We start from the raw sequence: 12,343 nt of genomic DNA on the forward strand, positions 1-12,343 counted from the left end.
GGCTATCGGCCGGCCGGAGGCGAGATCACATTCGATGTCAGATTATACTGTAAACCTGCTCTGGGTTTTGCTGATTGCAAGTTTTGGCTTTTCCGCTTTTGCCATTCTCCTATCGATATCCCGCCAGCGCCGCGGCCGCGCAACGGCGGCCGCATACACGCCGAGCGAGGATGTCGCGTCGGAAGCGGCACGCAAGGTGCTGCGCGAGTTCGAAAAGAACGGCCAATCGGCCGATGCGGCACTCGTCACGTGGTCGCCCGACACCTTGCGCAAGATCCTGGCCGATGACCTGCCGGACGCACAGGTCATCGTCGTGTCCAACCGCGAACCCTACATCCACAACATCAAGGATGACGGCGTGCAACTTTTAGTGCCGGCCAGCGGGCTGGTTTCGGCACTCGAGCCCATCACCCGCGCCTGTGCCGGCACCTGGATCGCCTATGGCGGCGGCACGGCAGACCGCCTCACAGTCGACAAGGACGACCGGGTGCAGGTGCCGCCAGGCAATCCGTCCTACACGCTGCGCAGGGTCTGGCTGACGGAGGAGGAATATCAAGGCTATTATCTGGGTTTCGCCAATGAGGGGCTATGGCCGCTTTGCCATATCGCCTTCACCCGCCCCGTGTTTCGCGCCTCGGACTGGGACGCCTACGAGGCCGTCAACCGCAAATTCGCCGATACGGTGGTTGCCGAAGCCCGCAACGAACGGCCGATCGTGCTAGTGCAGGACTACCATTTTGCGCTGCTGCCGCGCATGATTCGCCAGCGCCTGCCGGACGCGATAGTCATCACCTTCTGGCATATCCCCTGGCCCAATTCGGAAGTGTTCAGCATCTGTCCGTGGCGTGAGCGGATCCTGGAGGGACTGCTCGGCAGTTCGATCATCGGCTTTCATACCCAATTCCATGCCAACAACTTCACCGAAAGTGTCGACCGCTTTCTGGAGAGCCGGATCGAACGGGCAGACGCGGCAATCTCCTATGGTGGGCAGACCACATTGGTCCACGCCTATCCCATTTCCATAGAATGGCCGGCCCAATTGCTGGCAAAACTGCCGTCTGTCGAGGAGTGCCGCGCCCGTGTCCGCGACAGATTCGGCCTGTCAGCGGATACCAAACTGTGCATCGGAGTCGAGCGCCTCGACTACACGAAAGGCATTCTCGATCGCTTCCATGCCTTGGACGAATTGTTCACGAAATATCCCGAATGGATAGGCAAGGTGGTTTTCCTGCAGATCGCGGCGCCGAGCCGGGGGACATTGCCCGCCTACCAGCAACTCCACGACGAATGCCGCCGCTATGCCGACGAGCTCAACCGGCGCTATGGCAGCGAGACATACAGTCCTATCCTGATGGTCGCCGAACATCATCGGCAGGAGCAGGTCTACGAGGTCTATCGCGCCGCCGACATCTGCATGGTCACCAGCCTGCATGACGGCATGAACCTTGTCGCCAAGGAATTCGTCGCAGCGCGCGACGACGAACAGGGCGTGCTTTTGCTCAGCACCTTCGCCGGTGCGTCGCGCGAACTGCTGGAAGCACTGATCGTTAACCCCTACGATGCGGCCATGATGAGCGAGGCGCTGTTGCAGGCGCTGACGATGACGCCGGAAGAGCAGCGCGAACGTTTGCGGCCGATGCGTGAGATGGTCCGCGACAACAACGTCTACCGCTGGGCCGGCAGCATGCTGCTGGACGCCGCGCGCCTGCGCAAACGCGGCGATCTCGACAGGGTGACCGGAACCGGCGAGCGCCCGCCATCGAACACCAACAACGTCATCTCGATGTTCGAGCGGGCACGGAAGGCAGCATCGTGAAAAGCTTTGAACAACCGCCGGCGTTGAACCTGTCGGAAGGGCAATGGGCGCTCTTCCTCGACATCGACGGAACCTTGCTGGAACACGCTGCCCATCCCGACGCGGTGTTCGTCGGCGAGGAATTGCGCAATCTGCTTGGACGCATCGAGCGGCGGCTGGATGGTGCGGTCGCTTTCATCACCGGCCGATCGATCCCCGCCGTGGACAAGCTGTTCCATCCGCTGAAGCTGCGGATCGCCGGACTATATGGGCTGGAGCACCGGCTGACGCCGACGGGTCCCATCGATGCCGCCGACGCGCCGGCCGACATCGCCGCCCTTGCCGACGAGATCGAGGCCGAACTGGGCAGCGGCAAGGTCTATGTCGAGCGCAAGGGGCCGGTCCTTGCCGTTCATACAAGAGCAGCACCGCAACTGCTTGCGCCCGCAATCCAGCTCGTCGAACAGGCATTGGCCCGGCTTCCGAAGGGTTATCGGGTGCTTCCGGGAAACGCCGGCGTCGAGCTCATGCCCCTGGAAGCCGTCAAAGGTGCAGCCATCCGGCGTTTTATGGACATTCCGCCCTTTGTCGGCCGGCGGCCGATATTCCTCGGAGACGATACATCGGACGAACACGGTTTCGAGGCGATCAATGAAATTGGCGGCATCTCCATCCGCGTGAAGCCGAACGGGCCGACGGCCGCAAACTATGCCCTCGACGACGTGACCGGCGCAATAGCCTGGCTCAAGGCCAGTTTCGAGATATCGGCGGTCTCCGGTGCTCTACCGGCCGACAAGCAGGCAGAGACCGAATCAAGGGCGAAGATCAACATCGCAGCCACGGCATCGTCCGGCCGATAAGCGCGGTTCTCATTGAATGTCTTTAAGGCCAAAGCCGGCAAATCGTCTGCTTGCCGGTTCCCCTGCGTCAGGCTTAACCTGCTCCCATGCGTGGAGGCGCGTGCCATAACGAGGGGAGGACATAGCAATGACCATACAAGGCGCATCACCGGACCTGTACAATGACGATCTCGCCCCGGCGAAGGTTCGAAACTGGGGACCGTTCTCGATCTTCAACGTCTGGACGTCGGATGTCCACAGCCTGTGGGGCTACTATCTGGCGGCCAGCCTGTTCCTGTTTTGCGGCGGCTTCGTCAACTTCATCATCGCCATCGGTATCGGTTCGCTGATCATCTATGCATTGATGAACATGGTCGGCTATGCCGGCGTGAAGACCGGGGTGCCCTACCCTGTCCTGGCGCGTGCCTCCTTCGGCATCTGGGGCGCCAACATACCGGCGCTGGTGCGCGCCATAGTCGCCTGCTTTTGGTACGGCGCGCAGACGGCGGCTGCCTCAGGCGCGATCGTAGCTCTGCTGATCCGCTCGCAGTGGTTCGCCGACTTCAACCAGAGCACACATTTCCTCGGCCACTCCGGGCTCGAGGTGATCTGCTTCGCCGTCATCTGGGCGCTGCAGCTCCTGATCATCCAGAAGGGCATGGAAACGGTGCGCCGCTTCCAGGATTGGGCCGGACCGGCGGTGTGGGTGATGATGCTGATCCTGGCCATCTATCTTTGCTTCAAGGCAGGCACCTTCGCCTTCACCAGCGACATCCCGATGGATGTGCTGCTGGAAAAGACGAAGGACGCGGGCGTGCCGGGCACGCCGGGCTCCTGGACCTCGCTGTTTGCGGTGGCGGCTATCTGGGTGACCTATTTCTCCGCCCTCTATCTCAACTTCTGCGATTTCGCCCGCTATGCGCCGGACAAGGCATCGCTGCGCAAGGGCAACATCTGGGGCCTGCCGGTCAATCTCATCCTGTTCTCGCTTGTCGCCGGCGTCACCACGATCGCCGCCTTCGACGTTTATGGCGAAGTGCTGCTGCATCCCGACCAGATCTCGGCGAAGTTCGACAGCTGGTTCCTGGCGGCGCTCGCAGCGCTGACTTTTGCGGTGGCGACGCTCGGCATCAATGTGGTGGCGAACTTCGTGTCGCCGGCCTTTGACTTCTCCAACGTTTTTCCACGCCAGATCGACTTCAAGAAGGGCGGTTACATCGCGGCGTTGATAGCGCTTGTGCTTTATCCTTTCGCGCCCTGGGAAGGCAGTGCTGCCTCGTTCGTCAACATCATCGGCGCGACGATGGGGCCGATCTTCGGCGTGATGATGGTCGACTATTACCTGATCCGGAAGGGCGAGGTCGACGTCGAGGCGCTCTACAAAGGGAGAATGGCGAATTCCGCTTCCAGGGCGGCTGGCATGTCAATGCCTTCATCGCCGCCGGTATCGGCGCGGTCTTCTCCTCGATCCTGCCCAACTTCACCAGCCTGCTGCCGTCATGGTGGGGCGTCTATGGCTGGTTCTTCGGCGTGGCAATTGCCGGCGTCATCTATTACGTGCTGCGCACGATGGCACTCGGTGCCGGAGCCAGGATAGCCAAAGCTTGAGCGATTCGGGGCGGCGCAAGCCGCCCCGTTCATTCTGCGACCATCTCGGCCAGGCGGCGTACGGTGTTCCAGTTGCGCGAGGTGCCGATGCCCAGGCGTTTGTGACTGACCGCTGCAAGCAGCCGCGAACTCGGCGTCTCGCGCGAAAAGACGATCCAGATGTCGCCGCCGACAATCCGCAGCTTCTCGCCCTTGCCGGCATAGGCCTCAAGCGCCGCGGCGGCCTCGTCGCGAACGGGCGCCCGCATCACGCGCACCGCCACCTGGTCCGCGGCCTCAGCCGATTCGGCTGGGAACGGATTGCCGGCCGCCAGCCCCAGCCAGCAGTCGGCGCGGCGCACGATGATGTCCACGTGGCGGCCGAAAGTCTTTACGAACGCCGCCTCCAGCCGCTGCTCCAACGCCGCAAGTTCTGTTTCTTGCGCCTCGAAAACAAGATTGCCGGTCGCCACCAGCGTGCGCGGGTTATTCAGGCCCAGGCCTTCGGCCATCGCCTTCAGATCGGACATGACGACCCGCCGCCCCTCGCCCAGAACAATGCTATAGAGCAGCGCGACGTAAGTTTGCATGGGCGGCTGTTTAGACCAGACGCGACTGCTCTACCGCCGCTTCGATGAAGCTGGCAAACAGCGGGTGTGGATCGAGCGGCCGGCTTTTCAGCTCGGGATGGTACTGCACGCCGATGAACCAGGGGTGGTCTGGATATTCGACCGTTTCCGGCAGCACGCCGTCCGGCGACATGCCGGCAAACACCAGGCCGCAATTCTCGAGCCGCTCCTTGTAGTCGACATTGACCTCGTAGCGGTGACGATGGCGTTCGGAAATCTGGGTATCGCCATAGATCGCAGCGATCTTCGATCCCTTGGCGAGGTCGGCCTGGTAGGCACCAAGCCGCATGGTACCGCCAAGGTCGCCGGTTTCCCTGCGCTTTTCCAGCATGTTGCCCTTCAGCCATTCGGTCATCAAGCCGACGACCGGCTCCTCGGTCGGGCCGAACTCGGTCGATGATGCGTGCTCGACGCCGGCCAGCGAGCGCGCCGCCTCGATGCAGGCCATCTGCATGCCGAAGCAGATGCCGAAATACGGCACCTTGCGCTCGCGCGCGAACTTCGCCGCCAGGATCTTGCCCTCCGAGCCGCGCTCGCCAAAACCGCCGGGGACGAGAATGCCATGGACCTTCTCCAGCCATGGCGCCGGGTCTTCCTTCTCGAATATCTCGCTTTCGATCCAGTCGAGCTTGACCTTCACCCGGTTGGCGAGGCCACCATGCGACAGCGCCTCGATCAGCGATTTGTAGGCGTCTTTGAGGCCGGTATATTTGCCGACGACGGCAATGGTCACTTCGCCTTCCGGATTGTGGATGCGGTTGGACACCGCTTGCCACCGTTCCATGCGCGGCTTCGGCGCCGGATCGATGCCGAAGGCGGCCAGCACTTCCGAATCCAGCCCTTCATTGTGATAGGCCATCGGCACGTCGTAGATGTGCGGGACGTCGAGCGCCTGGATGACGGCGCTTTCGCGGACATTGCAGAACAACGACAGCTTTCTGCGCTCTTCCTTGGGGATCGGCCGGTCGGCGCGGACCAGCAGTATGTCGGGTGCAATACCGATGCCGCGCAACTCCTTGACTGAATGCTGCGTCGGCTTGGTCTTCAGTTCGCCCGCGGTCGGAATGTAAGGCATTAAGGTCAGGTGGACGTAGACGGCGTTGTTGCGCGGCAGGTCGTTGCCGAGTTGGCGGATCGCCTCCAGGAACGGCATCGCTTCGATGTCGCCGACGGTGCCGCCGATCTCGCACAGCACGAAATCGTAATCGTCATTGCCGTTGAGGACGAAGTTCTTGATCTCGTCGGTGACGTGCGGAATGACCTGCACGGTGGCGCCGAGATAGTCGCCGCGCCGCTCGCGCTCGATGATGTTCTTATAGATGCGGCCGGTGGTGATGTTGTCTTGCTGGTTGGCCGAGCGGCCGGTGAAGCGCTCATAATGGCCAAGATCGAGATCGGTCTCGGCCCCGTCATCGGTCACAAAGACTTCGCCGTGCTGATAGGGCGACATCGTGCCGGGATCGACATTGAGATAGGGATCGAGCTTTTTGATGCGTGCGCGATAGCCCCGCGCCTGCAAGAGAGCCCCAAGGGCCGCCGCAGCAATGCCTTTTCCAAGTGAGGAAACCACGCCGCCTGTGATGAATACATATCGCGCCATGGGAGTCATCGCTTAACGCGGCCGAATTGATTCCGCCAGAGAAAAAACCGCCGCGAAGGCTTTTTCCCAAGAAGGCGCTCTGGTCGTTGGCGTATCAAAACAAAAGGGCCGGCGAGGCCGGCCCTTTTGGCACGATCTGTCAAAGCGTCAGATGATGACGACTTTGGTGCCTACTTTCACCCGGCGGTAAAGGTCCATGACGTGCTCGTTGATCATGCGGAAGCAGCCATTGGAGGCGCTGGTTCCGATCGACTGCGGCGCGATGGTGCCGTGAATGCGCAGGTGGGTATCCTTCTTGCCGTCGTAAAGATAGATGGCGCGCGCACCGAGCGGATTGTCGCCGCCGCCGGGCATACCGTCCTTGTATTGGCCATAGTGCTTGGGTTCGCGCTTTTGCATATCCAGCGTCGGAATCCAGCGCGGCCATTCCTGCTTGTCGCCGACGGCAACCGTACCCTTGAACTGCAGGCCTTCCCGGCCGACCGCGATGGCATAACGGCGGGCGGTTGACGATGATTCGACGAGGTAGAGACGGCGAGCGCTGGTATCGATGACGATGGTGCCCGGGTTGTAGCCAGTGAATTCGACCTCCTGCGGCACGAATTCCGGCTTGACCTTGAACTGCCGCTTGGCCTGCTTCCTTTCGAGTGCGGCGTCGAGCGCGCGTGTTTCCGGAAGCAGCGACATTGACGACGAAGTTGTGCCGCCGAACAGTCCCGCGAACAGCCCGACGCTCTGCGGCTTCTGCCCCACCGGTTCGCTGCGCAACTCGCCATTGTTGCCGGTCAGGGCAACGTTCATGGCCTCGGCCGGGATCGGCTCGGCCGACTGGATCGGCGCAATGGGTGCAATCGGTTCGATGATGTTGAGGGTCTTCTTCTTGGCTGGCGTAGCGTCAGCCACCTTCGCCGCCGCGAGCGGCTGGCTCTTCTTGGCAAGGAATGCCTGCCGTTCCGCATCGGCTTTGGCTTTCGCCGCCTCCCGCATCGCCAGCTTCCTGGCTTCGAGTGCTTTGGCGCGAGCGGCTTCCTTGTCGGCTGCGATCTTGGCTTCGATCTTGCGGATCTGCGCAAGGTCGTCCGGCGTCGGATCTTTCTTCTTCTTGAGGAGCTTCAATTGCGCCGCATCGCTTTTGGCAGCGACGTTGACGACGTCGGTTGTTGCTGCGGCTTTATGGGCCGAGTTTGCCGTCGGCATGGCCGCGTAAGCGGGCGCACCTAGGCTGAGCACGGCACAAAGGCCGGCAAAAATGAAGCTGCGAAGCTGCATGGGGAAGATCCGATCGTTCAATGCTTGTTGCCCACGGCATCGCCCGGCGCCCCCCAAGGACGCCGAGAATGCCGCGTGCAACCTATAATCGATTAGCCGGAAGCGCCTCAAGCGCGCGGTGCGGTCGAATCTTCGTGATCGTGCGGCATTTGCCGCGACTGTGTTCAAACGACAACAGATCGCGGCATAAGATGCCCGATTACTGGTTGGGGACCTGCGGCGTGGCCGGCGCGGTGGCGCCGTTTGTCGCTGGCGGCGTCGCCGGAGCGGTTGCCGGCGGCGTCGTTGCCGCGCCATTGCCGGACGGCGGGGTCGGCGCCGTGGTGCCCGAAGGCGGCGTCGGCGTCGTGGTTCCGGGCAATTGGTTGAGTACGCCCTTGCCTGCCCCGTCCGAGGTCGCCGGCACGCGATCGAGAATGTCGATCGGCTTCTCGCCATAGCGCGCTACGATCGACAGTGTCAGCGACGTGACGAAGAAAGCCGCGGCCAGGATCGCCGTCGCCCGCGTCAGCGCATTGGCGGCGCCACGCGCGGTCATGAAGCCCGATCCGCCGCCGATGCCGAGGCCGCCGCCTTCGGAGCGCTGCAGCAGCACCACGCCGACAAGCGCGAGCACGACCATGAGGTGGACGACGATCAGTACGGTTTCCATAATTTATCCTGGCAAGGCCTGGTGCGGCCGCTGATTTGGAGGCGGCTCAATACAATGCTTTGACGGCATTTCCAAGCCCGTGGCCGGAATATGGGAAGCAATGCGTCCTTTGCAACGATTTCGGCGCCGGCCGTCCGCTCAAATGCAGCAAGCAGCCTTGTATCAAGCGATGTTTCGATAGGCTTCCGCGATGCCGAGGAAGTCCGCCGCCTTTAGGCTGGCGCCGCCGACCAGCGCGCCATCGACATTCCTGACGCCTAGCAACTCGACGGCGTTGGACGGCTTGACCGAGCCGCCGTAGAGAATGCGCATCTTGGCCGCCGTATTGCCGAGCTTCCGGGCCAGTTCTTCGCGGATATGCGCATGCGCCTCGGCGACGTCGGCGGCGGTCGGGGTCAAGCCGGTGCCGATCGCCCATACCGGCTCATAGGCAATGACGGTGTTGGAAGCCGTGGCGTTTGGCGGGACCGAGCCAGCGACCTGGCGCGACAGCACGTCGAGCGTGGCTCCTGCTTCGCGTTCGGCTCTTGTCTCACCAATGCAGATGATGGCCACCAGCCCGGCACGCCATGCGGCGGAGGCCTTGGCCTGCACTAAGGCATCGTCCTCCTTGCGATCGGCGCGGCATTCGGAATGGCCGACAATGACATGGCTGGCTCCTGCATCCTTCAGCATCTCGGCCGAAATGCAGCCGGTATAGGCGCCGCTTTCCTCGGTGTGGCAATCCTCTCCGCCGGCCCGCACCGGTGTGCGCGACAGAATCTCGGCGGCGTGCGCAAGTAAGGTCGCCGGCACGCAGAGCACCGCTTCGGTCTCGGCGTCGAGCCCGCTCATGAAGCCGTTGCCGATCATCCTGAGCTCGTTGAGCGAGGCGCTGGTACCGTTCATTTTCCAGTTGCCGGCGACGAGCGGGCGGATTCCAGGCGTCATGGGATTGTTTCTCCGGGCAATTTCCAGCTGGCCCTCACTATCAAAATCAGGCCACAAAGCAATCGACAGTGAGCAGGAAGGGCGCTATTGCGCTTGTTTCAGACTCGGCGCATGCGAAATGCGCAAAAATCGGAAGTACTCATGCTTGGTATGTTGAGAAGTGCGGCGGGGACCTGGGTCGCGAAACTGCTGCTGTCATTGTTGGTGTTGAGCTTCGCCGTCTGGGGTATCTCGGGACGGCTGATGGGCGGTCTTGCCGGCCATGACGCCGTGATCACGGCCGGAGGCACCAAGGTCTCTATCAACGAATACCGCCTCGCCTACGATCGCCAGCTCAGCGTCATGTCGCAGCAATTCGGCCAGCGCATCAGCCGTGAGCAGGCGACGGCGCTCGGCATCGACAACCAGGTGCTGGCGCAACTCGTATCGGGTGCCGTCCTCGACGAGCAGGCCCGCAAGCTCGGCCTCGGCCTGTCCAAGGACCGGCTCGCCGAACTGACGCGTGAAGACCCGGCGTTCAAAGGGCCTGCCGGAACCTTCGACAGGAGAACGTTCGAGTACCTGCTTCGGCAGATCGGCATGCGGCCGGAAGACTATTTGAAGAACCGCGCCCAGGTCGCGGTCCGCCAGCAGATCGTCGAGGCGGTTTCGGACGGCCTCAAGGCCCCTGATACATTCTTCAAGGCGGTCGCGCTCTATCGCGGCGAAGATCGCACCATCGACTACCTGACCTTGCCGAAATCGCTTGTCGAGCCGATAGAAGCGCCGTCCGACAGCGTGCTTTCGGCCTATTTCGAGGAAAACAAGAAAACCTACGCCGCTCCCGAATACCGCAAGTTCTCCTATGTCAGGCTCGAGCCGGAAGACATCATGGATTTGAGCGCGGTGACCGACCAACAGGTCAGCGACGACTACAACAAGAACAAGGCGCGCTACACCACGCCGGAGATGCGCACCATCGAGCAGCTTGTATTCAAGACGCCTGATGCCGCAAAGGCGGCGCTCGATTCGCTCAGGACCGGCGCGACCTTCGACAAGATCGTCGCCGCCGAGGGCAAGACCCCGGCCGACACGCTGCTCGGCACGCTGGCCAAGGACAAGATCGCCGACAAGGCGGTCGCCGACGCTGCCTTCAAGCTCAACGTCAATGAGGTCAGCCCGGTCGTACAAGGCGCATTTGGTCCCGTTCTGCTGCGCGTCACCGAGATCAAGCCGGAAGTGGTGAAGCCGCTGGCCGAAGTATCCGAGCAGATCCGCAAGGACCTGGCACTGGGCGAGGCAAGCCGCATCTTGCTGGACGTGCACGACAATTACGAGGATACGCGCGCCTCGGGCAGTTCGCTCGCCGAGGCAGCCGCCAAATTGAAGCTGAAGGTCGTCACCATCGACGCCATCGACCGCACCGGCCAACGGCCGGATGGAAGCATCGTCAAAGACCTGCCGGAATCGCCGGCGCTCATCAAGGCAGTGTTCGAATCCGAACCCGGAACCGACAATGAAGGTCTCACCACCGCCGATAACGGCTTCGTCTTCTACGACGTGAGCGCGATCACGCCGGCCCGTGACCGCACGTTGGACGAAGTCCGCCAGAAGGTCGTGGCCGACTGGACCGCGGCGGAGACCACCAAACGGCTCACCGCAAAAGCACAAGAGCTCGAGAAGCGTCTCAAGGCCGGCGCCACGCTCGAGGTGATCGCCGGTGAGCTCAAGCTCGAAAAACAGACCAAACGCGGCGTCAAGCGCGATGCTGACGACGTCGATTTCGGCAAGGAAGGGGCCGCCGCGATGTTCGGCGTCGGCGAAGGCGGCACCGGGCTGATCCCCTCGCCCACCGGCGACGGACAGATCCTGTTCAAGGTTGCCGAGGTATTCGAGCCCGCCGGGGCCGACGCCAGCTCAGTACCCCAGGACGCACAGAAATCCTTCACATCCGGCATGTCCGACGACCTGCTCGACCAGTTAGTAGCGCAGTTGCAGACGCAATATGACGTCCGCATTGATCAGACTGCCGTAACCCAAGCCCTGGCCAGATGAGCGCACTGAAGATCCACATCGCCAAGGTCGCCGCCGGCAGCGCTCTTTCTTTCGAGGAGGCGCGCGAGGCCTTCGACATTATCATGTCGGGCGATGCTACTCCGGGCCAGATAGGCGGCTTCCTGATGGCATTGCGCGTGCGCGGCGAGACCGTCAGCGAGATCGCCGGCGCTGTCGCCACCATGCGCGCCAAGATGCTGCGCGTCGAAGCCCCCGAGGGCGCCATCGACATTGTCGGCACCGGCGGCGACAATTCGCACAGCGTCAACATTTCGACCGCATCCGCCTTCGTCATCGCCGGCAGCGGCGTGCCCGTCGCCAAGCACGGCAATCGCGGACTGTCCTCGCTGACCGGCGCCGCCGATGTGCTGATCGCATTGGGCGTCAAGATCGACATCCCTCCGGAGACGATCGGCCGCTGTATTCACGAGGCCGGCGTTGGCTTCATGTTCGCTCCGGCGCATCACCCGGCGATGAAGCATGTCGGCCCGACCCGGGTCGAGCTCGGCACCCGCACCATCTTCAACCTGCTGGGCCCGCTTTCCAATCCGGCCAGTGTCAGACGGCAGATGATCGGCGTGTTCCTGCCCGAATGGATCATGCCGGTGGCAGAAACGTTGAAGGAGCTTGGCGCCGACCACGCCTGGGTCGTCCATGGCGACGGCTATGACGAGATCACCACCACCGGCGAAACGCAGGTCGCCGAATTGGCCGGCGGCGAGATACGCAGCTTTGTGCTGACCCCGGAAGCAGTCGGGCTGACGCGTCACACCAAGGACGAGTTGCGCGGCGGCGACGCCGCCCACAACGCCCAGGCACTGCGCGACATGCTGGGCGGCGCCGCTGGCGCCTTTCGCGATACGGTGCTGATGAATGCCGGCGCCGGGCTGGTGGTAGCCGGCAAGGCGACGACGCTTGCCGACGGCATGGTAACGGCGGCGCAGGCCATCGACAGCGGCCGCGCGCTGAAAGTGCTCGACAGGCTGGTCGAGATTTCGAACGGTTAAA

9 protein-coding genes and 1 pseudogene are annotated in these 12,343 nt (G+C 62.6%); 5 read left to right on the forward strand and 5 right to left on the reverse strand.

Annotated features, from left to right (window positions below):
- Window positions 1-34 precede the first annotated feature (34 nt).
- The 3 genes and pseudogenes from NKH42_RS18405 (at window position 35) to NKH42_RS18415 (ending at window position 4,242) form a co-directional block, all read left to right on the forward strand.
- A complete protein-coding gene (locus NKH42_RS18405; protein WP_254817288.1) occupies window positions 35-1,816 on the forward strand; it encodes an alpha,alpha-trehalose-phosphate synthase (UDP-forming) in 1,782 nt (593 codons plus the stop codon).
- On the forward strand, window positions 1,813-2,655 hold the full coding sequence (gene otsB / locus NKH42_RS18410) for a trehalose-phosphatase (RefSeq protein WP_352751709.1): 843 nt from the start codon (window positions 1,813-1,815) through the stop codon (window positions 2,653-2,655). Before NKH42_RS18405 ends, otsB begins: the two co-directional genes overlap by 4 nt.
- Window positions 2,656-2,782: 127 nt before the next feature.
- A pseudogene (locus tag NKH42_RS18415) lies at window positions 2,783-4,242 on the forward strand (NCS1 family nucleobase:cation symporter-1).
- A gap of 29 nt (window positions 4,243-4,271) precedes the next feature.
- Here the strand turns inward: NKH42_RS18415 and NKH42_RS18420 are convergent.
- From NKH42_RS18420 to tpiA, 5 genes are all read right to left on the reverse strand, one after another.
- The gene (locus NKH42_RS18420; protein ID WP_352507306.1) at window positions 4,272-4,811 is read right to left on the reverse strand and encodes a DUF1697 domain-containing protein; all 540 of its coding nucleotides are present in this window, start codon (window positions 4,809-4,811) and stop codon (window positions 4,272-4,274) included.
- A gap of 10 nt (window positions 4,812-4,821) precedes the next feature.
- Window positions 4,822-6,450, reverse strand: coding sequence for a CTP synthase (pyrG, locus tag NKH42_RS18425; protein WP_352478901.1), 1,629 nt, complete (start codon window positions 6,448-6,450; stop codon window positions 4,822-4,824).
- A 147-nt stretch (window positions 6,451-6,597) separates the two neighbouring features.
- Window positions 6,598-7,719 carry a L,D-transpeptidase gene (locus NKH42_RS18430; RefSeq protein WP_352751707.1) on the reverse strand — a complete coding sequence of 374 codons (1,122 nt, stop codon included), beginning with the start codon at window positions 7,717-7,719 and terminating at the stop codon, window positions 6,598-6,600.
- A gap of 199 nt (window positions 7,720-7,918) precedes the next feature.
- Window positions 7,919-8,371, reverse strand: a complete 453-nt coding sequence (gene secG / locus NKH42_RS18435) for a preprotein translocase subunit SecG (protein ID WP_254817294.1) — start codon at window positions 8,369-8,371, stop codon at window positions 7,919-7,921.
- Between the two features lie 162 nt (window positions 8,372-8,533).
- The gene (tpiA, locus tag NKH42_RS18440; protein ID WP_352507308.1) at window positions 8,534-9,301 is read right to left on the reverse strand and encodes a triose-phosphate isomerase; all 768 of its coding nucleotides are present in this window, start codon (window positions 9,299-9,301) and stop codon (window positions 8,534-8,536) included.
- Between the two features lie 141 nt (window positions 9,302-9,442).
- Here tpiA and NKH42_RS18445 point away from each other — a divergent pair, with 141 nt between their 5' ends.
- Together NKH42_RS18445 and trpD are read left to right on the forward strand one after the other, a co-directional pair.
- On the forward strand, window positions 9,443-11,335 hold the full coding sequence (locus NKH42_RS18445; RefSeq protein ID WP_254817296.1) for a SurA N-terminal domain-containing protein: 1,893 nt from the start codon (window positions 9,443-9,445) through the stop codon (window positions 11,333-11,335).
- Window positions 11,332-12,342: an anthranilate phosphoribosyltransferase gene (trpD, locus tag NKH42_RS18450; RefSeq protein WP_352751705.1), complete on the forward strand. Its 1,011-nt coding sequence runs from the start codon at window positions 11,332-11,334 to the stop codon at window positions 12,340-12,342. The genes NKH42_RS18445 and trpD overlap by 4 nt, the downstream gene beginning before the upstream one ends.
- The last annotated feature ends 1 nt before the right edge of the window (window position 12,343 follow it).

Source organism: Mesorhizobium sp. M1142 (assembly GCF_040318565.1).
GTDB lineage: Bacteria > Pseudomonadota > Alphaproteobacteria > Rhizobiales > Rhizobiaceae > Mesorhizobium.

What these genes read in the sequence shown, in the direction of transcription:
- NKH42_RS18405 (WP_254817288.1), top strand. Translation starts at nt 35, where the DNA reads ATGTCAGATTATACTGTAAACCTGCTCTGGGTTTTGCTGATTGCAAGT.
- NKH42_RS18420 (WP_352507306.1), bottom strand. Translation starts at nt 4,811, where the DNA reads ATGCAAACTTACGTCGCGCTGCTCTATAGCATTGTTCTGGGCGAGGGG.
- pyrG (WP_352478901.1), bottom strand. Translation starts at nt 6,450, where the DNA reads ATGGCGCGATATGTATTCATCACAGGCGGCGTGGTTTCCTCACTTGGA.
- NKH42_RS18430 (WP_352751707.1), bottom strand. Translation starts at nt 7,719, where the DNA reads ATGCAGCTTCGCAGCTTCATTTTTGCCGGCCTTTGTGCCGTGCTCAGC.
- secG (WP_254817294.1), bottom strand. Translation starts at nt 8,371, where the DNA reads ATGGAAACCGTACTGATCGTCGTCCACCTCATGGTCGTGCTCGCGCTT.
- tpiA (WP_352507308.1), bottom strand. Translation starts at nt 9,301, where the DNA reads ATGACGCCTGGAATCCGCCCGCTCGTCGCCGGCAACTGGAAAATGAAC.
- NKH42_RS18445 (WP_254817296.1), top strand. Translation starts at nt 9,443, where the DNA reads ATGCTTGGTATGTTGAGAAGTGCGGCGGGGACCTGGGTCGCGAAACTG.
- trpD (WP_352751705.1), top strand. Translation starts at nt 11,332, where the DNA reads ATGAGCGCACTGAAGATCCACATCGCCAAGGTCGCCGCCGGCAGCGCT.